The organism is Pseudomonas sp. MWU12-2345 (assembly GCF_023242385.1).
Classification (GTDB): Bacteria; Pseudomonadota; Gammaproteobacteria; order Pseudomonadales; family Pseudomonadaceae; genus Aquipseudomonas; species Aquipseudomonas gingeri_D.
Window position 1 is genome coordinate 12,299 of the sequence record NZ_JALLJA010000025.1, and the last position, 20,899, is coordinate 33,197.

Here is a 20,899-nt window from a genome sequence, read left to right on the forward strand (position 1 = left end):
GTACGAGGCGCGGCGTTAGCTGCGCCAGGGTCAGAACGACCCCAGTTTGACTGGCCTTGTATCACACTGATCTGGTCGGCACTTGCGATATCATCGTATTGCGACACCAGCACCGTCAGCGTGGTCAACGCCGCCAGCGGATCGAGCTGGCGGCTGCTGACCTCTTTAGATCGCCGGCGCCGGCAGTTCGACCGCAGACATTGAAGCAATGGCGTTCACGATATGGGGAAGTGGACCGATATGTCCACCTGTTCCTTGAGGTGTACCCGTCCGAATTAATAGCTCTCTCATGTGTCTTGGCGTTATTACCGTGCCAGTCCTTTTAAACCATGACTGCACCGCAATGACGGCTGCTCCTACAATTGCCGTGGCCGCAGAGGTTCCTGCAAACTCTGCGGCATAAGTCCTCGTACGCCCCTCATTAAAAAGATCACCAACGCCGCAAGTAGCCACATACCCATCACCACCCCACCCCTGTAAATGTATCGGGCTACCATATGTAGAAAAAACGGAGCAATTACGGCCGGTCCGTGTTCCAGAGCCGACGAGAATACTTCCATTGTCGCCACGGCTTCTATATTCCTCATAAAACGGATGGTCTAAATCTTCATGACCATTACCGGCAGCGGCGACAACAATAATTCCAGCATCAGTGGCCTGTTTTGTTATGTCCCAAACACCCCTATTAAAATCAGCGGGTACCAATCGGCCCTCACGGCCGCCCGTTTGCATTTCATATATAAATACGTCTCCGGCTCTTAAATGTTTCAAACCCTCAGCAATACCGCCAACGCGACCAAGAGGACCCTGCGAAATCCCGTAAAATACATCAACTTCATAGGCAACGCCCAGCATGCCAAATCCATTGTTTCTAGCAAAGACGACACCAGCAACTTGAGTCCCGTGGTCATTGGTATTCTCACCGGGCATTGGAACGAGCTCTATAAAATTAGCGCCTTCCAGATCTTCATGATCGTAAGCAAACTCGCCGTTTTCGATATCTGCACATCTAATTCCTCGCCCGGTAGCCTCAAATAATCGCCAAGCATTCATGGCATCAATACCAATGACATTTGATCCCAAATCACCTTGGAGATACTCTTGCCGATCAACGAAGTTCGGAGTTGTACTTGTGGGGCCTGCTGTACATTCGCCTGACGGCGTCGGAGCAGGCCCGACTGGATCAAGCTCAGGCTCGACTGGCTCAATTTCAACATACTCTACAATATCCATATCCCTCAACGCCGTTGCGAGGCGCTGCAATTCTTCAAATGACATGGAGGGTGCGTTTTTGATATAGACGAGCCCCTTATATTGAGAAAAATCAATACTATTTTCTTCGTTTTTTATTTTGCCCGTCTCTGCCAATCCTGGAATGGCATGGCGATATTCTAAATCAGATAAAAAACTCGCATCCTTTGCTAGTTTTTCTGATTCATGAAAAAATATCTTTCCATTTGTTACATTGGAAATACTGTCTGGAGTGAACTTCACAAGTAAGTTATAGGCTTCATTCATCACGCACCTCCATGGAGCATACTGAGAATTACTTGCCCCGCAAACTGCAGCCAGGGCTGGGTATGTCCAGCTTCAGCCCGCCTTCTGGTCCCACTGCAGTAGCGCTCTTGCCGCTCTCGACTGCTTGCTCGTTATCGTCATTTAAGTCCTTAGGGAGCTCGGATCATGGTTGAGAATAGCAGAAGTGTGTCCGCCGTCACGCGTCGGAAACTGTTGGCGGGGACTGCAGTGGCGGTTATCGGGCAGTCCGTCCAGGCCGCTGACGTCGGCGATACGCACATTGGCGACGATGAACAGACAGGCCGACCCGCATGCCGGGGTCGAGGAGAAGAACATCGAACCGTTGCCAAAATCTTATTCAGCGGCGGAAATGTCAGAACGGCCCCCAGCTCGAGCGGGTACTCAATGACGAGGTACGGCCGCTAGCCTAATGTCCTACCTCCCCGAGTTGGGCGAGGTGGGCAGGCACGAGATCGCCGCATTAGCAGGTGTAGCCCCCTATAACGACGACAGCGGCAAGCATAAAGGTAAGCGTCACATCAGCGGTGGACGGTTTGCTGTGAGGCGCTCGTTGTACATGGCCAGCTGGATCGTAATTCGGTATCAGCCAGAATTTAATGCCCGATACAAGGCGTTACGCGACAAAGGCAAATGCGCCAAAGTGGCACTCATCGCCTGCATGCGAGTCTTGCTGATCCGCTTGAACGCGATGATCCGTGACGGTTCTGAATGGAAAGAACACGTCGCCTAGTGTGGCTGCGGTTGTTTCCTTAAGAAATTGCATGGCCTAGAGCTGTGGGAGCTTGACCGTCCCTTGAAATGATTTTCAAAAAAACGGTCAAGACAGTTGCTCCTACAGGGTGATGTCATCTGCGAGGCCTGTGAACGAAAAAAACCCGCCGTTCGTCAAGCCAACCCCGACTCCAGCACCAACTGCTCCAACCCCAGCAAGTCCGGCACCTTCGCCACCCACTCGCCCACCTGCACCGCCGCCTTCTCCAGCCGGCACAGCGGCACATCGACAAAATTCAACTGGCTGTCGAGCTTCTACGAACGGATCGAGACTAGAGGTGATTCTGTGTTGCGAAAGCATCAGAACCTTTTGTCGGATAGTGACTTCGACCTGTCAGTTCTGACAGTAGTCAAACAACCGTCTCCAGCGCCTACTAAAAACCGCGCTGCGATCTCCAATGTCCGGCTCCACGGGCAGGGTCAAAAGCGCCAGTGACCGGAGAAACCAAGATGAAGAACCTGGACGATTTTACCGATTTCGAAGATGGAGAAAGGCACGGCTGGGAAAATGATATTGGATCTCTGGATGGGATACTCAAAACGGAAGAAGGGCCGCAGGGCCCGAACACTTTCTGGTCCGGCAAGCTGGAATGCAGACCCACACACAGGTTTATGCCCTCTCTCGCCAAGATATTTACCCTTCCTGGCTCAGAGCAGGAGAAAGGGAAGCTTGATACATCCTTCAGATACCGCATTTACCCGCCGGAGCCGGGGGAAACAACAGACGTCGCGGTCATCATTACAGCGGACATATCGCTGTCCTATGGAGCTTTTCGTATAGATCAGCGCACTCCAATCGGCAAGTGGCTGCAAAGTGAGCCACTCGGAGTTCGCTACACCGGTAACAGACCCCATATCGTGATCGGTACGGATATCGGGGATGGGACCGGTGTGTCCCGTAAGGTGGACATCGATGACATTAAAGTTGTGCAAATTCCCGATAAAAAATAGAAAACCACGTTCGCCAAGGGTTTCAGGCGGCCCGACGTATCAGGTTGAAAGATGACCTTGAGGAACTGGGCCGGCAGCCGTTACGCCGAGTCCGGGTTGTCAGGCCAACCCGGACTCCAGCACCAACTGCTCCAATCCCAGCAAGTCCGGCACCTTCGCCACCCACTCGCCGACCTGCACCGCCGCCTTCTCCAGCCGGCACAACGGCACATCGACAAAACTCAACTGGCTGTCGAGCTTGTACGAACGCGGAATCCCCTGGATCACCAGCGCGATAAACTTCAATTCCGGCCGCCCACCCAAGGCATTGAGCACCACGATCCGCGCCCGATCCCCCACCGCCAGCGGACAGCCGCAGGCCGCCTCGAAGCTGATCAACGGCAATTGCTGGTTGCGCCAGGTCACCTGCCGCAGATACCACGGCGGCGCATCGCTGGCCGGCTCGCCGCGCTGGTAGTCGATCAGCTCCGCCACCGCGACATTCGGCAGCAACAGGTAACGGTCTGCCAACGGCAGCATCAGCCCTGTCAGGCTGCTGGTGCTGTGTTCATGCATGGAGCTGACTCCAATAGGCGATGCTTTCCAGCAACGCCGACTCCTGGTACGGCTTGCCCAGGTATTCGTTGACGCCAATGGCCATGGCCCGGTCCCGGTGTTTCTGCCCGGTACGCGAGGTGATCATGATAATCGGCAGGTCCTTGAGGCGTTCATCGTTGCGGATCCGTGTCGCCACCTCAAAACCGTCCATACGCGGCATTTCAATGTCCAGCAGCATCAGGTCCGGGGTGTGCTCCTCCAGCAACATCATGGCATCCACCCCGTCCTTGGCCGTCAGCACGTTCATGCCGTTGCGCTCCAACAGGCGACTGGTGACCTTGCGCACGGTGACCGAGTCATCCACCACCATGACCAGGGTCGGGCGCACCGGCGTGACATCCACGCTCGCACCACTGGAGATGGACTGCACCGGCGCCCGCGACAAGGCGTTGCGCACATGGGCGAGCAAATCGAGAATCAGCACCACGCGACCGTCGCCCAGGATGGTCGCCCCCGACAGCCCCGGTACCGCGGCGAACTGCGGCCCGAGGTTCTTCACCACGATTTCCCGCGAACCCGCCAGGGCATCCACTTGCAGCGCCATGCGCTGATCGTTGCAGTGCACCAGCAACACCGGCAACGCCAGGCTCTGGCCGAACAACTTGGGCTTGCCCACGGTTTGCAGCAGTTCGCCGAGGTAACGCAGCTCGTAGGTCTGCCCGGCGTATTCGTAGCGCGGCGGATCGAGTTGGTAATAATCTTCCAGCTCACTCGGCAAGACCCGCACCAGCCCTTCGACAGTGTTCAGCGGCACCGCGTATTGCTCGTCGGCGCATTGCACCATCAATGCACGGTTCACCGAGACGCTGAACGGCAGGCGGATCTGGAAGTGCACGCCCTGCCCCGGGATGGAGTCGATACGCATGGTGCCGCCCAGTTGCCGCACCTCTTCGTGAACCACGTCCATGCCCACGCCGCGCCCGGAAATCTGGGTGATCTTTTCCGCCGTGGAAAAGCCCGGCTGGAGGATGAACTGCAACACGTCGCGATCACTGATCGGCATGTCCGGCTCCAGCAGACCGCGCTTGATCGCCTTGCGCCGCACCGCTTCGAGGGGTACCCCGGCGCCGTCGTCACGTATATCGAAGACGATATCGCCACCTTCGTGGGACAGGTCCAGGCTGATCAGCCCCTGCTCCGGTTTCCCGGCCGCACGCCGGCCTTCGGCACTTTCCAGGCCGTGGTCGACGGCATTGCGCAACATATGCTCCAGGGGCGCGACCATGCGTTCCAGCACATTGCGGTCCATCTCGCCCTCGGCATTGCCGACCACGAAATCGACCTCCTTGCCCAACTCCCCCGCCACCTGCCGGACGATACGCTTGAGGCGTGGCACCAGACGCTCGAACGGCACCATGCGCGTGCGCATCAGGCCTTCCTGCAACTGGGTGTTGACCCGCGCCTGTTGCGCCAGCAGGTTTTCCGCATCCTGGTTGCGCCCGGACAGGGTCTCCTTGAGGTCCAGCAGGTCGGAGGCGGACTCGAACAAGGCCCGGGACAATTGCTGCAACTGCGAATGCCGGTCCATTTCCAGCGGGTCGAATTCTTCATAACCCAGGCGCTCGGCTTCCACCTGCTGGCGACTGAGAATCCGCCCCTGGGTCTCGGTGTCGAGACGGCGCAACTGATCGCGCATACGCTCGATGGTGGTCTCCATTTCGTTGAGCGCGATCCTGGCGTCGTTGACCTGCTGCTCGATACGGCCACGGAAGATCGAGGTTTCACCCGCCAGGTTGACCAGGTCTTCGAGCACATCCGCCGAAACCTTGACCATATCCTGGGCCGCCCGCTCGGCCTCGGCGACCGTCGAGGCCTCGGGCTTGGGTGCTGCCGGCGCGACAATCGGGGCGGCGACCGGCAGATTGACCGGCGACTGCCGGCCAAACGCCTGGATATCCTGGATCAGCGCATCGGCGGGCAGCACCGGCTGTTCGGCGCGCACCGCATCGAGCATATGCGCCAGCCGGTCATGGCCGGCCTGCAACAAGCCGAACAGCTCCGGCCCCGGTTGCAGCAGCCCGGCCGACAGCCCTTCGTAAAGAAACTCCAGCTCGTGGGCCAGGTCGCCGATCGGCACGATTTCCACCATGCGCGCGCTGCCCTTGAGGGTGTGCAGGTCACGCAGCAGGGTTTCCACGTCCTGGCGATTCGCCGGCTCAGCCTGCCAGCGCAGCAAGGCCGCGCCGGAGCTTTCGAGGATATCGAACCCCTCTTCGAGGAAGATTTCCAGCAACTCCGGATCGTTGCCGCTCACGGACGCGGGCGCTTCGGCGGCCTCGCTCACCTCCAGCGGTGCGCTGCTGCCCTGGCGAAACTGGCGCAAGCACTCGATCAGCGCACTCGGATCGCCCAGGGGTTGATGCCCCTGGAGCTGGTCGAGCAGGACCGCCAGGCGGTCATGGCTTTTCTGCAACAGCAGCGCCAGTTCGGGAGAATGGTTGAAGCGCCGGTCCACCAGGCCTTCGTAGAGATTTTCCAGTTCGTGGGCCAGATCGCCCACCGGGCCGATCTCGGCCATGCGCGCGCCGCCCTTGAGGGTGTGCAGGTCCCGTTGCAGGGACAGCAGCGGCGCGGCGTTGTCCGGATCGTCGAGCCAGCGCTGCAAGGCCAGCCCGGCACTGTCGAGGATATCCGCGGCTTCTTCGAGGAAGATCACCACGATCTCGTCGTCGAGGTCCACTTCATCGAGGGCCTGGCTCGCTTCGGCGGTGGCGGCGCCCAGTTCGGCGATGCTCAGGGCGCGGCTGCCGTCAGTCTTGATCAGGCCGGTGGCGGATGGATCGAGAGCTTCGTCGAGCAGCTCGCGCAGGGCCCGCAGTCGCTCCGGTTGCGCCTTGATTTCCTGGCCGGCGGCCAGTTCGTCGAACATGTTGATCAGCGCTTCATGGGCACTCTGCGCCTCATGGAAAAACCGCTCGCTGACTGCCAGGCTGCTTTCTTCGACCGCACCGTAGAGGTCGAGCAAGGCTTCGCAGAGTTCGTCCACCGGGTGCAGGTCGGCACTGTGGGCGCCCTGGCCGAGGGTGGTCAGCTCGTCCAGCAGGCTGTTGAGCTCCTCACGCTCGCCGGGGTGCTGCTGCCAGCGCAGCAGCAGGTTTTCCGCGTCCAGCAGGATATCCATGCCCTGGGCCAGAAAGTTGTTGATCAGTTGCGGGTCACGCTTGGTGCCGCTGGTAACGCTGAGCAGCGACTCCAGCCGGGCCGCGAGCAGGGCCTCGGCACGTCGGATCAGCTCCGCGGCGCCGTCGATGGCCGCCAGCGGGTCGTCAGCCAGTTGCTTCAACCCTTGGTGCAACAGGACCTCGGCCTCCAGCAGCAACTCGATCTCGTCCAGGTCCAGCGGCAACAGATGGGCCTTGAACTCACGCACCAGATGGTAGAAAGGTGCCGCCAGTTCGGCGATCGGTCGCACACCGGCCACGTAGGCGCTGCCCTTGAGGGTGTGCAACGCCCTTTGCAATTCGTCGCTGGCGGCCAGCGGCAGGTGTTCGGTGGCCTCTTCGAGAAAATGGTTGAGGCTGTCCAGATGCGTCTCGGCCTCGTTGCGGAAAATATCCAGCAACTGCCGGTCGATGGCCTCATCGTCGGTCTCTCCCACGTCCCCGGGCGTGGCTTCGTCCGCAGCCGAACCCGCCAACTCATGGGCTCGGGCGGCCAGCAGGTCGACATCGTCGCGCTGGCGCTGGGCCTGTTCGGCAAACTCGCTGACCAGCTCCGGCAACACCTGCAGCACATCGTCGAGCAACTGGTGGACCGGCGCGTCGGCCTCGACGCTGTGTTCAAGCACACGGTTGAGCAGGTTTTCCACCGCCCAGGCCAGCTCGCCCAGCACCAGCGCCCGGACCATCCGGCCGCTGCCCTTGAGCGTGTGGAAGGCGCGACGCAGCTCGGTCAGGGCCGATTTGCTCTCGGTATTCAGCGCCCAGCGCGGCAGGTATTCGCGCAGCACATCGAGCACTTCCGCGCATTCCTCCAGGAAGACTTCACGTAATTCGTCGTCCACCGGAGCTTCGTCGCCCGGTGGCGGCAGCAGGCTGCCCGGGACCTGGCGGGCCGGCGGGTTGAGGGCGGACACGGGGCTGGCCAGGACATCGGCCAGGGACTGCACCACCTGCGGATTATCCAGCACCTGCAAGTCCTGCATCACCTGGGCTTCGTTGGGGCTCAGGACATCTTCGAGCACCGGTACGTCCTGCTCGACAGGCGTATACCCCAGGGCATCGAGGCTCTCCTCGGCCATGTCCAGCACCCGTTCACCCGGCGCCTCGTGGTCTTCGCCCAAACGTTCGAGGTAGTACTCGATACTGCTCAGGGCATCGGCCAGGCGGTCGAGTTGCTGCCAGGAAGGTGGTTGCGGACCGTTCAACAGGTGGTCGTGGATATAACGATTACAGGTTTCCAGCAGGCTCGCGGCCCGGCCGAGGGGAATCATCGACAAGGCGCCACGGACCGAGGTCAGCAACTCGGGCAAGGGCAACAGGCGCTCGCGGTCCCAGTCGGCATCGATGTACTCGATGATCAGGTCCTTGGCCTGTTGCAGGCAGATCCGCGATTCCTTGACCACCAACTGGTGGATCTGGGTCAGGTCGGTGGTCGGCAGGCGGCTTTCTTCACGGCTTTCCGGCTCCACGGTGCCGATCATCCCGGCCAGGGTCGCCTCGACGTAGAGCAAGGCGCCGGCAACGTCCATCAGCACCGAGTCATTCGGCTCGCGCTGGCCTTGGACCAGGCCCAGGACCACCGCCGTCTGGTCAATGATGACCTTGCGCGGCTGGCCGAAGCCGAGCACCGCCAGGGTATCGGCGATCTGCCGCAGGGGCGCCAGCAGGCTCGACAGTTCATCGGTGTGCTGGCGGTCGCCGCGCACGAACAGGTCCAGCCGTTCCTTGCACCGCACCAGTTCCTCGCACAACGCCGCGACCACCGAACGCATGGCATCGCGGTCGGGGCCTGCCAGACGCGCCCGCTCCTCGTCGACCACCGCCGTATCGGGCAGGGCTTCATCCAGGCCATAACGTTCTTTCAGGGCGAGCATCTGCGCCGTCGGCTGGCGCGCCTTGGCGATATAGAACAGCAGGCTCTTGAGCAACTCTTCCGGGGCCGGCTGGTTGATTCCGGCGATGCCCTGCTCCAGCAGGCGCTTGAGTTCCTTGTCGGAGTCCTTGAGCAGACTGCGCAGGGCCGGGCTGTTGGCGATGACACCCGCGAGCATGCCCTCGACCAGCGCCGACGCGACTTGCCAGAGCGCCCCCAACGGCGCATTCAGACAGAGGGTTTCAAGCCGGGCGAAGACCTTGGCCATATAGCCGAGGTTGGTCTCGTCGTCCTGTTCGCGCAGCAAACCGACCAACGCGGTCTGCAGCATCTGCCGCAGCTTGCGCAACAAGGCCGGCAGTTCCGCCGGGGTCAATTCGGCGAGGGTCGCCTCGGCCAATGGCGGCAACTCCGGCAGGGTCGGGCTGAACAGGCTGGTTTCCGACAGCAGGCTTTCGCCCCGGGCACTGCGCAGGTCATTGAGCAGCGGCAGCACCACCAACGGCAGGTCGCGGCGGGCACTGTGGACCCGGTCCAGATACAACGGCATCTGCCCCAGGGCCTGGCGCAGCAATTTCAGCGCTTCCGGCAGATCGACCACCCGCCCTTGCTGCACGGCCAGGGCCAGGGCTTCGGTTTCCTCGGCGAGCAGGGCCGCGCCGTAGAACTCGACCATCTGCAAGCTGCCATGGACCTGGTGAATGCATTCCAGGCATTCGGCGATGTCCAGGGCCGAATGCGTCGGCTCATCAAACGCATCCAGGGCCTGGCGCGCCTGCTTCAGGGTATCGGCGATTTCGCCCTTGACCCATTCGAGGGCCACATAGTCGTGCTGATCGCTCATGACGACTCCACTAACGGGTTTCACGCGCATCTTGCGCAGCAGGCAGGGTAAAGCCGGAGACCGAGCGCCGCAGCTGGCTGGCCATTTTCGCCAGGTTGCCGATGCTGTCGGCGGTGGCGGTCGAGCCCGACGAGGTCTGGGTGGTGATCTGCTGGATCACGTTCATGGTCAGCGAGATCTGTCCCGCCGACGTGGTCTGTTGCTGGGCCGCGTTGGAAATGCTCTGGATCAAGGCCGCCAGGGTCTTGGAGACTCCTTCGATTTCTTCCAGGGCAACCCCGGCATCCTGGGCCAGCCGCGCGCCGCGCACCACTTCGGTGGTGGTCTGCTCCATGGAGATCACCGCCTCGTTGGTGTCGGTCTGGATCGCCCGCACCAGGGTTTCGATCTGCCGGGTCGCCGCCGACGAACGTTCCGCCAGGCGCTGGACCTCATCGGCCACCACCGCGAAACCGCGCCCGGCATCGCCGGCCATGGAGGCCTGGATCGCCGCATTGAGGGCGAGGATGTTGGTCTGGTCGGCAATGTCGTCGATCAGGCTGACGATATCGCCGATTTCCTGGGAAGACTCGCCCAGGCGCTTGATCCGCTTGGCGGTGTCCTGGATCTGTTCGCGAATATTGTCCATGCCGTGGATGGTGTTGTGCACCACCTCGTTGCCCTTGTTGGCGATCTCCACCGAGCGCTCGGCCACCGCCGACGATTCGGCGGCGTTGGCCGAGACCTGGTCGATGGACTCGGCCATATCGCTGATGGCGGTGGACGCTTCGGAAATCTGCTGGGCCTGGTGCTCGGAGGCTTCGGCCAGTTGCATGGCGGTGGCCTGGGTTTCCTGCACGGCGGCGGCGACCTGGCCGGCGGTGAGGTTGATGGTGGCCACCAGATCCCGCAGCTGGTCGACGGAATAGTTGATGGAGTCGGCAATGGTTCCGGTGAAATCTTCGGTGACGGAGGCGGTCACGGTCAGGTCGCCGTCGGCCAGGTCTTCGATTTCATCCAGCAGGCGCATGATCGCGTGCTGGTTGCGCTCGTTCTTTTCGGCGGTTTCGTGCAGTTGCCGATTGGTCTCGCGGACCATCACCAGGCCGATCAGGATGATCGAGGCCAGGGCCAGCAGGCCGAGGACATAACCGCCGATGGTATCGAGGGAGCGTTCGCCGGCAAGGTTTTCAAAACCGTTGGCCAGGTGCGAGGCTTCGTCCAGCAGGGTTTGCGACAGGCTGAAGATATTCCCGGCCGACTCGCGAACCTGGAACAGCTGCGGTGAGGTTTCGAGGATTTCATCCACGGAGCCTGAGACGAATTCGAACAGTTCGGCGATATCCCCCAGACGGGCGCGGGCGTCCTTGTCTTCGACCTGAGTGATTTTCAGCGCCGCATTGCCCTGGAGCATGCCGTTGAGCACCTGGCCGAAACGGGCGGCGTCACGACCGAAGGCATCGGCGGCCTGGGACGAGGTTTCGTCGCCGGCCAGCACCGTGTTCACCGCGCCGAGGATCCGCTCGGCCAGCAACGACTGGCGCTGGGCCATGGCCACCTGGGCCGCCGGGGCGCCGCGTTGCAGGAGAATCTCCACGACCTTTTCATATTCGACCTGCAACTGCGGCACGGTTTCGGCCAGGGTCGCGGCCACCTGATGCAACGACAGCACGGTCTGTTCGCTGGCGAGGATGGCATCGGTGTTGCGCAGCAGGTTTTCCCAATCCTGCTGCACGGCGTGCATTTCCGTACGCACGGCGGGCGGCGCGGCGGGCAGGCCGGTGGCCGGGTCGCCTTTTTTCAGGTAACCCCAGCGTTGCGCGAAGTCGTTGCGCGCGTCGCTCAGCAGCTTGAACGCCGCGGCCTTGCCGGAAGCCGCTTCCGTGGCGTTCTTGGCGATACGCTGGGACAGCACCCGCAGCTCGCCGGCATGGCTGATGTATTGCTTGTCGTAGGTGGACTGGGTGTTCAGGTAGGCGAAGTTGGCGAACAACAGCATGATGAACACGATCAGGGCGATAAACAGCACGATGATCTGCGAACGACTGCGCGAAGCCTCCAACGGCTTGCCGGTTTTAGCGTTTGTCATCGATCAGGCCCCTGCCTGTAAGGCTACATCCAGAAACCCCGGCGCCTGCGCCAGGGCAAACGGGCTGAACACCCACCAACTGCGTTCACGCTCGAAACGGCCCTGGACAAAGGGCGCCACCGCCGCATCCGGCGGCTGGACCGAAAGCCCCTGCTGCCCGCCCTGGGGAAAGTGCTGCAAGCCGGCCACTTCGTCCACCATCAGGCCGGCGAACACGTCTTTGTATTCCACCACCAGCACCCGCCGCTGTTTGCGCAACGCGGACAGCTCATGGCCGAAAAACCCACACAGGTCCATGATCGGCAGCAGGCGCCCACGCAGGTTGGCCACGCCCTTGACCCAGGGTTTCACCCCCGGCAACAGGGTGTGACGCGGCTCATGCAGGACTTCGCCGACTTCGCCCATCGGCGCCACATACCAGTGCTCGCCGAGGCGAAAGCCGATACCGCTCCAGGTGTCCTGGCGGGCCTGTTGCGACGGCAGGTCGGCCGCCAACAGGCGACAGCGCTGGTCGATTTCCAGCAGCAGCTGGAAGGCAGTCTGCGACGGGCTCATGGGCGCGGGCCGTCAGCCGGCGAGGACGCTGTTCAGGGTCTTGATCAGGGTGTCTTCTTCCACCGGTTTGGTCAGGTAGTCGCGAGCGCCCTGGCGCGTGCCCCAGACCTTGTCGGTTTCCTGATCCTTGGTGGTGATGATGATCACCGGTATATGGCTGGTTTCACTGTCTTTGGTCAACTGCCGGGTGGCCTGGAAGCCATTGAGGCCCGGCATGACGATGTCCATCAGGACCGCGTCGGGCTTTTCCTGGCGGGCCAGGGCCACGCCGTCGGCACCGTTTTCGGCCTTGAGCACTTCATGACCGTGCTTCTCCAGCATGGTGGTCAGTTTGTACATTTCAGTCGGCGAATCATCGACGATCAGGATACGTGCCATGGTGTTCCCCACTGCTTATAAGGCGGGCGGCCAGGCGGCCGGCCGTCAATGTGCTTGTTCTACCGCCGCGAACCCCGGCACATGGGCCTTGATCGCGGCCAGCAGCTCTTCCTTGCTGAACGGTTTGGTCAAAAACTGATCGGAACCGACGATACGCCCCTTGGCCTTGTCGAACAGGCCGTCCTTGGAGGACAGCATGATCACCGGCGTGGACTTGAACGCACTGTTGTTCTTGATCAGGGCGCAGGTCTGGTAGCCATCCAGGCGCGGCATCATGATATCGACGAAGATGATACCCGGATGGTGATCGGCGATCTTGGCCAGGGCATCGAAGCCGTCGATGGCCGTGATCACTTCGCAACCCACGTGTTTCAACAGCGTCTCGGCGGTGCGACGAATCGTCTTCGAGTCGTCGATGACCATCACTTTCAAGGCTGTGGAATGCTGTTCCATATCTGCTCTACCATCGCCACAGCGACTCGATTGACTGCATTTAAGCGCTTTTCAGGCGCGAAGCCCTTGATGTGTAAGCGCTTCGAGCGGCATGCGAGCCTTTTTAGCACAGTCTCAAGATGCAATCTATCAACCGCCCCCGGCCCCACCCGGACAGGCGGTTTTTCCTTGACCGGGAATCGGTGTAGCGCCACTCTGACGCCACTTTTTCAAGTCATTTCGGCCATCACGGCCCATAGAGGATATAGCCCATGAGCGTTCGTCTCGGGATTGTCATGGACCCCATTGCCAACATTTCCTATAAAAAGGACAGTTCCCTGGCGATGTTGCTGGCCGCCCAGGCGCGCGGCTGGACCCTGTTCTACATGGAACAGCAGGACCTGTACCAGGACGCCGGCGTGGCGCGGGGGCGCATGCGTCCACTGAAAGTGTTCGCCAACCCCGAGCACTGGTTCGAGCTGGAAGCCGAGACCGACACGGCCCTGAGCGACCTGGACGTGATCCTGATGCGCAAGGACCCGCCCTTCGACATGGAGTTCGTCTACTCCACCTACCTGCTGGAACAGGCCGAGCGCGCCGGGGTGCTGGTGGTCAACAAGCCGCAGAGCCTGCGCGACTGCAACGAAAAGCTCTTCGCCACCCAGTTCCCGCAGTGCACCCCGGCCACCGTGGTCAGCCGTCGCGCCGATGTGTTGCGCGAGTTTGCCGCCAAGCACGGTGACGTGATCCTCAAGCCGCTGGACGGCATGGGCGGTACTTCGATCTTCCGCCACCGGGTCGGCGACCCGAACCTGTCGGTGATCCTCGAGACCCTGACCGCCCTGGGCAGCCAGCAGATCATGGCCCAGGCCTACCTGCCGGGAATCAAGGACGGCGACAAGCGCATCCTGATGGTCGACGGCGAGCCGGTGCCCTATTGCCTGGCGCGGATCCCGGCAGCCGGTGAAACCCGTGGCAACCTGGCCGCCGGCGGTCGCGGCGAAGCCCGTCCGCTGACCGACCGCGACCGCTGGATCGCCGCCCAGGTCGGCCCGACCTTGCGGGAAAAAGGCCTGTTGTTTGTCGGCCTGGACGTGATCGGCGAGCATCTGACGGAAATCAACGTCACCAGCCCGACCTGCATCCGCGAGATCGACAACGCCTTCGGCACCGACATCGGCGGCCTGCTGATGGATGCCATTGAGCGCAAGCTGCAAGCCCGTTGATGTAGAACAGCCGAGAAAAAACCAACATTGCGTTATCATTCCGCGCTTTCGATACATGCGATGTTGGTTTCCTGGTCATGACGCTTCCCGCCGATCTGCCTCCCGAACTTTCCCGCCCCGGCGTACGCCCGGCGGATCGGCTTGGCTTCACGCTTTTCCTGGCGGCGCTGATCCACCTGGCGCTGCTGCTCGGTGTGGGCTTCAGCGTCGTCGAGCCCAAGCAGATCAGCAAGACCCTGGAAATCACCCTGTCCACCTTCAAGAGCGTGAAACCGCCGGAAAAGGCTGATTTCCTCGCCCAGGACAACCAGGAAGGCAGCGGCACCCTGGATAAAAAGGCGATACCCAAGACCACCGAGGTCGCGCCGTTCCAGGACAACAGCATCAATGAGGTCACCCCGCCGCCACCGGCCAAGCAGGAAGTGACCGAAGCGGCACCGAAGGCGGTGGTCACCACGGTGGCGCCGAAGCCGAAGAAAGCCGTGATCAAGCATGAACAGGTCAAGACCGAGGCGGCGCCCCAGCAACCGGCACCGACCTTCGACAGCTCGCAGCTGTCCAGCGACATCGCCAGCCTTGAAGCGGAACTGGCCAAGGAACAACAGTTGTATGCCAAGCGCCCGCGGATTCATCGCTTGAGCGCGGCCTCGACCATGCGCGACAAGGGCGCCTGGTACAAGGATGACTGGCGCAAGAAGGTCGAGCGCATCGGCAACCTCAATTACCCCGAAGAAGCCCGTCGCCAGCAGATCTACGGCAATTTGCGGCTGATGGTCTCGATCAACCGCGACGGCTCGCTGTATGAAGTGCTGGTGCTGGAATCCTCCGGGCAGCCGCTGCTGGACCAGGCGGCGCAGCGGATCGTGCGCCTGGCGGCACCGTTCGCGCCCTTTACCGGCGATCTGTCGGACATCGACCGCCTGGAGATCATCCGCACCTGGCGTTTTTCCCGGGGCGACAAGCTTTCCAGCAACTGAATCGCGCCTACACCGCTTGTCAGGTCGCCCGCCCACGGCCACACTAGGGCTCATGAAAAACCTCACCCCGACGTACCTCAAGCATCATTTCCTGATCGCCATGCCGCATATGGCCGACCCGAATTTCGCGCAGACGGTGACCTATATCGTCGAGCACAGCGCGAACGGTGCCATGGGGCTGGTGATCAACCGCCCGCAAGCGCTGAGCCTGGCCGATATCCTCGAGCAACTGCGCCCGGACATCGAGCCGCCAGCCCTCTGCCAGCATGTGCCGATCTATACCGGCGGTCCGGTGCAGACCGACCGCGGGTTTGTCCTGCACCCCATCGGCCAGACCTACCAGGCCACCGTCGAACTGGAAGGCCTGGCGCTGTCCACGTCCCAGGATGTGCTGTTCGCCATTGCCGACGGTGAAGGCCCATCCCGCAGCCTGATCGCCCTCGGCTACGCCGGTTGGGAAGCCGGGCAACTGGAAGCGGAACTGGCCGACAACGCCTGGCTGACCTGCCCGTTCTCCCCGGACATTCTCTTCGAAACCGACAGCGACGCCCGCCTCGCCGCCGCCGCCGCGCACCTGGGGATCAACCTCAGCCTGCTCACCAGCCAGGCGGGCCACGCCTGATGGCCGCCATCCGCCTGCTGCTGGGTTTCGACTACGGCACCAAACAGATCGGCGTCGCCGTCGGCCAGATGATCACCGGCCAGGCCCGTGAGCTCTGCACCCTGAAGGCGCAGAACGGGATTCCCGACTGGAACCAGGTCGAAGCCCTGATCAAGGAATGGAAACCCGACGCCGTGGTGGTCGGCCTGCCGCTGAACATGGACGGCACCCCCAGCGACATGTGCGCCCGTGCGGAGAAATTCGCCCGCCGGCTCAACGGTCGCTACAACCTGCCGTTCTTCACCCAGGACGAACGCCTGACCACTTTCGAAGCCAAGGGCGAACGCATGGCCCGTGGCGGCCAGAAAGGCACCTATCGCGACAACCCGGTGGACGCCATCGCCGCCAAGCTGCTGCTGCAAAGCTGGATCGAAGAGCACCCGACACCTGCCGAGTCCTGAACAGCGGCGCTGCCCGAACCTCTTACCCTCGCCTTGATACCCCGCAAGGGCCCTTGAAGGAGCAACCATGAGCCTGCCCAATCCCGCCGACCTGATCAGCCAGATGGCCGTCGATCTCAACGCCCACCTGAGCAAGCGCGCCATTGTCGAACCGCGCTTTATCGGTATTCGTACCGGCGGCGTGTGGGTGGCCCAGGCGCTGCTCAAGGCCCTGGATAGCACATCGCCCCTGGGCACCCTGGATGTGTCCTTCTACCGCGACGACTTCAGCCAGAACGGCCTGCACCCGCAGGTGCGCCCGTCCGAGCTGCCGTTCGAGATCGAAGGCCAGCACCTGGTGCTGATCGACGACGTGCTGATGAGCGGCCGGACCATCCGCGCGGCCCTCAACGAGCTCTTCGACTACGGCCGCCCGGCCAGCGTGACGCTGGTCAGCCTGCTGGACCTCGATGCCGCCGAACTGCCGATCCGTCCCGATGTGGTCGGTGCAACACTGTCGCTGGCTCCCACGGAACGGGTAAAATTGTCCGGCCCCGCGCCGCTCCAACTTGAACTTCAAGACCTCGCCCTTTAAAGAGTCCCTTGCGATGACGCCTCTAGACGCCAAGCGCCCGCTGCAGCTCAATGATCAGGGCCAGCTACGCCACTTCCTCTCGCTCGACGGCCTGCGCCGCGAGCTGTTGACCGAAATCCTCGACACCGCCGACTCCTTCCTCGAAGTCGGCGCCCGGGCGGTAAAGAAAGTCCCGCTGCTGCGCGGCAAGACCGTGTGCAACGTGTTCTTCGAGAACTCCACCCGTACCCGCACCACCTTTGAAATGGCGGCCCAACGGCTGTCGGCGGACGTGATCACCCTGAACGTGTCCACGTCCTCGGCGAGCAAGGGTGAAACCCTGCTCGACACCCTGCGCAACCTCGAGGCCATGGCCGCCGATATGTTCGTCGTGCGTCACGGCGAGTCCGGCGCCGCGCATTTCATCGCCGAACACGTCTGCCCCCAGGTGGCGGTCATCAACGGCGGCGACGGCCGCCACGCGCACCCGACCCAGGGCATGCTCGACATGCTGACCATCCGTCGGCACAAGGGCGGCTTCGAAAACCTCTCGGTGGCCATCGTCGGCGACATCCTGCACTCGCGGGTGGCCCGTTCGAACATGCTGGCGCTCAAGACCCTCGGTTGCCCGGATATCCGCGTGATCGCGCCGAAAACCTTGCTGCCGATCGGCATCGAGCAATACGGGGTGAAGGTCTACACCGACCTGGCCGAAGGCCTGAAGGACGTCGACGTGGTGATCATGCTGCGCCTGCAGCGTGAACGCATGACCGGCGGCCTGCTGCCCAGCGAAGGCGAGTTCTACCGCCTGTTCGGCCTGACCACCGCGCGCCTGGCCGGCGCCAAGCCGGATTGCATCGTCATGCACCCGGGCCCGATCAACCGTGGCGTGGAAATCGAATCGGCGGTGGCCGACGGCCCCCATTCGGTGATCCTCAACCAAGTCACCTACGGCATCGCCATACGCATGGCCGTGCTGTCCATGGCCATGAGCGGGCAGACTGCCCAGCGCCAATTCGACCAGGAGAAGGCCAAGTGAAACTGAGCATACTCGGCGCCCGCGTCATCGACCCGAGCAGCGGCCTGGATCAAGTGACCGACCTGCACCTGGAAGCCGGCAAGCTGATTGCCATCGGCGCCGCCCCGGCGGGTTTCGCCGCCGTCGACGTGATCGATGCCAAAGGCCTGGTGGCCGCTCCCGGGCTGGTGGACCTGAACGTCTCCCTGCGCGAGCCGGGCTACAGCCGCAAGGGCAATATCGCCAGCGAAACCCGCGCGGCCGCGGCCGGCGGCGTCACCAGCCTGTGCTGCCCGCCCAAGACCAAACCGGTGCTGGACACCTCGGCGGTGGCCGAACTGATCCTCGACCGTGCCCGCGAAGCCGGCAACACCAAGGTGTTTCCTATTGGTGCCCTGAGCAAAGGCCTGGAAGGCGAACAGTTGGCCGAGCTGGTGGCCTTGCGCGATGCCGGCTGCGTGGCGTTCGGCAACGGCCTGGAGAGCTTCCGCAACACCCGCACCCTGTGCCGGGCGCTGGAATATGCGGCGACGTTCGACCTGACGGTGATTTTCCACTCCCAGGACCATGACCTGGCCCATGGCGGCCTGGCCCATGAAGGCCCGACCGCCAGCTTCCTCGGCTTGTCGGGGATTCCGGAAACCGCCGAGACCGTGGCCCTGGCCCGGGACCTGCTGCTGGTGGAGCAGAGCGGCGTGCGCGCGCACTTCAGCCAGCTGACCAGTGCGCGCGGCGTGGCCCTGATCGCCCAGGCCCAGGCCCGTGGTTTGCCGGTGACCGCCGATGTGGCCTTGTACCAGTTGATCCTGACTGACGAAGCGCTGATCGACTTCTCCAGCCTTTACCACGTGCAACCGCCGCTGCGCACCCGCGCCGACCGCGACGGTTTGCGCGCGGCGGTGAAATCCGGGGTGGTGAGCGCCATCTCCAGCCATCACCAGCCCCATGAGCGCGATGCCAAGCTGGCGCCGTTCGGCGAGACCGAGCCGGGCATCAGCAGCGTCGAGCTGTTGCTGCCGCTGGCGTTGACCCTGGTGGAAGATGGCCTGCTGGACCTGCCGACCTTGCTGAAGCGCCTGAGCGCCGGTCCTGCCGAAGCTTTGCGCCTGCCGGCGGGCAAGCTGGCGGTGGGGGCGGCGGCGGATCTGGTGCTGTTCGATCCGAGCACCTCGACCGTGGCCGGTGAGCACTGGTTGTCCAAGGGCGAGAACTGCCCGTTCCTCGGCCATGCGTTGCCGGGAGCGGTGCGTTATACGCTGATGGATGGGCGGATCACACACCAGGCGTGATCCAGTATTTGTGGGAGCGGTGCTTGTCGGATCGCCACACCGCCGCGAAGCTTTTAGCGTCCTTAAAACCGCCTTCGCGGGCAAGCCCTGCTCCTACAGATTTATGTCGTACACCAGATTGATATTCGACGAAGAACTGTAGGAGCAGGGCTTGCCCGCGAAGAGGCCCTTGAGGTCACCACCCCCCCCAGAGAAAAGGGATTCGACCTCAACCCCGCCCGCTGTTCCTCAGCGACACCTGGTCATTCAGTGTCCAGAAGTCATACAGCACGCCAAGCCCCAGCAACCCGCCCGTCAGCAGATAAAGCAGCCCGGTCAGCCATTTGCCCTGGTACATCCGGTGCACACCGAACAAACCCAGGAACGTCAGCAGCAACCAGGCAACGTTGTAATCCAGCGGCCCGGCGGTAAAACGCAGATCCGCCTCGCGGTCCATGCCCGGAATCAGGAACAGGTCGATCAACCAACCGATCCCCAGCAACCCGAAGGTAAAAAACCAGATCGTCCCGGTAACCGGCTTGCCGTAATAGAAGCGGTGAGAACCGGTAAAACCAAAAATCCACAGCAAATACCCGAGTAAAACGTTGTGGGTATTCGCCGGTGTGCCGTCCTGCCGATAGCTGTTCATCAACGCCTTCTCCGAGCTCGATAGATAAATATTTCGTAAAACCGTGTGACTTTTTTACTGTCTCAAAACATGTAACAAACCCTTACCAAAAATCGCTGAAAGCCTTGTGGGGCCTGACTTTCACGTGACTCGTGGGTCGGATTTCACAGCCGCAGGCCACTTTAACCCCCTGTATTGATTCGACAAACGGGCCCAGAAGTGACCAAAAAGCTGTTATAAAGTTGCGCGATTACCTATTTAGAGCCTTGCCTAATGCGACCATTTTTCAAGACATGGCTAACCATCTGCCTATTAATGCCACTGGCCGCCCACGCCACCAACCGTGAGCAACGTCTTCCTTCCGTCAACGGTCACACTGCCAAATCACCGGCTACCGTTGCCCATGCTACCGATCTGACCGCCCCTGTGGTCAAGCGCCCTGGCAAGCACGGCAGCCATGGCAAAGCCCGCCATGATAGCGTGGTGGCCATCAATCCGGCCGCACCGAACGCCAAGCAGAGCAGCGCCGTGCTCAGCCGTGCGGTGAACGTGTTGGGTACGCCCTATCGCTGGGGCGGCAGCAGCCCGAGCAAGGGCTTCGACTGCAGCGGCCTGGTCAAGTATGCCTTCAACGGCGTAGCGGCCAGTGATCTGCCGCGCACGTCCAATGCCATGGCCGCCGGCCACGGGCAGAAAGTCGCGCGCAAGGACCTCAAGCCGGGCGACCTGCTGTTCTTCACCCTCAAGAGCCGCAAGGTCAACCACGTGGCCATCTACCTGGGCAACGACCGGTTTATCCACGCACCGCGTCGCGGCAAGTCGGTGACCATCGACACGCTGAAGAAGCCGTACTGGGACAGCCATTACGTGATTGCCAAGCGCGTGATCCCGAAAGAGCAGAACCATATGCGGGTTGTGCAGCGCTGATTGGATTCGTAGTGCGCCTGTGAAGTTTTTGGCGCACTTGAGGGCCTCTTCGCGGGCAAGCTCCGCTCCCA

At 62.0% G+C, this 20,899-nt stretch carries 17 protein-coding genes and 2 pseudogenes; 10 read left to right on the forward strand and 9 right to left on the reverse strand.

Going from position 1 to position 20,899, the window contains the following annotated elements:
- Positions 1 to 165 precede the first annotated feature (165 nt).
- Positions 166 to 1,518, reverse strand: a complete 1,353-nt coding sequence (locus M5C71_RS30850; RefSeq protein WP_152736832.1) for a S8 family serine peptidase — start codon at positions 1,516 to 1,518, stop codon at positions 166 to 168.
- Positions 1,519 to 1,933: 415 nt separating this feature from the next.
- Here M5C71_RS30850 and M5C71_RS30855 point away from each other — a divergent pair.
- Positions 1,934 to 2,269: pseudogene (locus M5C71_RS30855) on the forward strand (transposase); the annotation flags it as partial.
- Between the two features lie 155 nt (positions 2,270 to 2,424).
- Here the strand turns inward: M5C71_RS30855 and M5C71_RS30860 are convergent.
- Positions 2,425 to 2,574: pseudogene (locus M5C71_RS30860) on the reverse strand (chemotaxis protein CheW); the annotation flags it as partial.
- Positions 2,575 to 2,760: 186 nt separating this feature from the next.
- On the opposite strand from M5C71_RS30860, the gene M5C71_RS30865 reads away from it, so the two are divergent.
- On the forward strand, positions 2,761 to 3,261 hold the full coding sequence (locus tag M5C71_RS30865) for a hypothetical protein (protein WP_248769499.1): 501 nt from the start codon (positions 2,761 to 2,763) through the stop codon (positions 3,259 to 3,261).
- Between the two features lie 99 nt (positions 3,262 to 3,360).
- Here the strand turns inward: M5C71_RS30865 and M5C71_RS30870 are convergent, their stop codons facing one another.
- The 6 genes from M5C71_RS30870 to pilG are packed head-to-tail and all read right to left on the reverse strand — an operon-like array spanning position 3,361 to position 13,190.
- Complete coding sequence (locus tag M5C71_RS30870; RefSeq protein ID WP_100944631.1) at positions 3,361 to 3,816, reverse strand: chemotaxis protein CheW; 456 nt, start codon at positions 3,814 to 3,816, stop codon at positions 3,361 to 3,363.
- Positions 3,809 to 9,736: an Hpt domain-containing protein gene (locus M5C71_RS30875; RefSeq protein WP_248769500.1), complete on the reverse strand. Its 5,928-nt coding sequence runs from the start codon at positions 9,734 to 9,736 to the stop codon at positions 3,809 to 3,811. The genes M5C71_RS30870 and M5C71_RS30875 overlap by 8 nt, the downstream gene beginning before the upstream one ends.
- A 10-nt stretch (positions 9,737 to 9,746) precedes the next feature.
- Positions 9,747 to 11,804 (reverse strand): methyl-accepting chemotaxis protein, encoded by a 2,058-nt coding sequence (locus M5C71_RS30880; RefSeq protein WP_103494424.1) that lies wholly within the window; start codon positions 11,802 to 11,804, stop codon positions 9,747 to 9,749.
- Between the two features lie 3 nt (positions 11,805 to 11,807).
- Positions 11,808 to 12,359, reverse strand: coding sequence for a chemotaxis protein CheW (locus M5C71_RS30885; protein WP_103494425.1), 552 nt, complete (start codon positions 12,357 to 12,359; stop codon positions 11,808 to 11,810).
- Between the two features lie 12 nt (positions 12,360 to 12,371).
- Complete coding sequence (pilH, locus tag M5C71_RS30890; RefSeq protein WP_103494426.1) at positions 12,372 to 12,737, reverse strand: twitching motility response regulator PilH; 366 nt, start codon at positions 12,735 to 12,737, stop codon at positions 12,372 to 12,374.
- Positions 12,738 to 12,782: 45 nt separating this feature from the next.
- Complete coding sequence (pilG, locus tag M5C71_RS30895; protein WP_103494427.1) at positions 12,783 to 13,190, reverse strand: twitching motility response regulator PilG; 408 nt, start codon at positions 13,188 to 13,190, stop codon at positions 12,783 to 12,785.
- 251 nt (positions 13,191 to 13,441) lie between these two features.
- On the opposite strand from pilG, the gene gshB reads away from it, so the two are divergent.
- From gshB to M5C71_RS30930, 7 genes are all read left to right on the forward strand, one after another.
- Positions 13,442 to 14,395: a glutathione synthase gene (gene gshB, locus M5C71_RS30900; protein WP_100944625.1), complete on the forward strand. Its 954-nt coding sequence runs from the start codon at positions 13,442 to 13,444 to the stop codon at positions 14,393 to 14,395.
- Between the two features lie 77 nt (positions 14,396 to 14,472).
- Entirely contained in the window at positions 14,473 to 15,372 is a 900-nt protein-coding gene (locus M5C71_RS30905; protein WP_103494428.1) for an energy transducer TonB, read from the forward strand.
- A 52-nt stretch (positions 15,373 to 15,424) separates the two neighbouring features.
- Entirely contained in the window at positions 15,425 to 15,994 is a 570-nt protein-coding gene (locus M5C71_RS30910; protein ID WP_103494429.1) for a YqgE/AlgH family protein, read from the forward strand.
- Positions 15,994 to 16,434 (forward strand): Holliday junction resolvase RuvX, encoded by a 441-nt coding sequence (gene ruvX / locus M5C71_RS30915; protein WP_103494430.1) that lies wholly within the window; start codon positions 15,994 to 15,996, stop codon positions 16,432 to 16,434. The genes M5C71_RS30910 and ruvX overlap by 1 nt, the downstream gene beginning before the upstream one ends.
- A 67-nt stretch (positions 16,435 to 16,501) precedes the next feature.
- Positions 16,502 to 17,008 (forward strand): bifunctional pyr operon transcriptional regulator/uracil phosphoribosyltransferase PyrR, encoded by a 507-nt coding sequence (gene pyrR / locus M5C71_RS30920; protein WP_103494431.1) that lies wholly within the window; start codon positions 16,502 to 16,504, stop codon positions 17,006 to 17,008.
- A gap of 13 nt (positions 17,009 to 17,021) precedes the next feature.
- On the forward strand, positions 17,022 to 18,026 hold the full coding sequence (locus tag M5C71_RS30925; protein WP_103494432.1) for an aspartate carbamoyltransferase catalytic subunit: 1,005 nt from the start codon (positions 17,022 to 17,024) through the stop codon (positions 18,024 to 18,026).
- Positions 18,023 to 19,294 (forward strand): dihydroorotase, encoded by a 1,272-nt coding sequence (locus tag M5C71_RS30930; RefSeq protein WP_177100994.1) that lies wholly within the window; start codon positions 18,023 to 18,025, stop codon positions 19,292 to 19,294. Before M5C71_RS30925 ends, M5C71_RS30930 begins: the two co-directional genes overlap by 4 nt.
- Before the next feature lie 208 nt (positions 19,295 to 19,502).
- Here the strand turns inward: M5C71_RS30930 and M5C71_RS30935 are convergent, their stop codons facing one another.
- Positions 19,503 to 19,922: a TM2 domain-containing protein gene (locus M5C71_RS30935; protein ID WP_248769501.1), complete on the reverse strand. Its 420-nt coding sequence runs from the start codon at positions 19,920 to 19,922 to the stop codon at positions 19,503 to 19,505.
- 252 nt (positions 19,923 to 20,174) lie between these two features.
- On the opposite strand from M5C71_RS30935, the gene M5C71_RS30940 reads away from it, so the two are divergent.
- Positions 20,175 to 20,828 carry a C40 family peptidase gene (locus M5C71_RS30940; RefSeq protein ID WP_103494435.1) on the forward strand — a complete coding sequence of 218 codons (654 nt, stop codon included), beginning with the start codon at positions 20,175 to 20,177 and terminating at the stop codon, positions 20,826 to 20,828.
- The last annotated feature ends 71 nt before the right edge of the window (positions 20,829 to 20,899 follow it).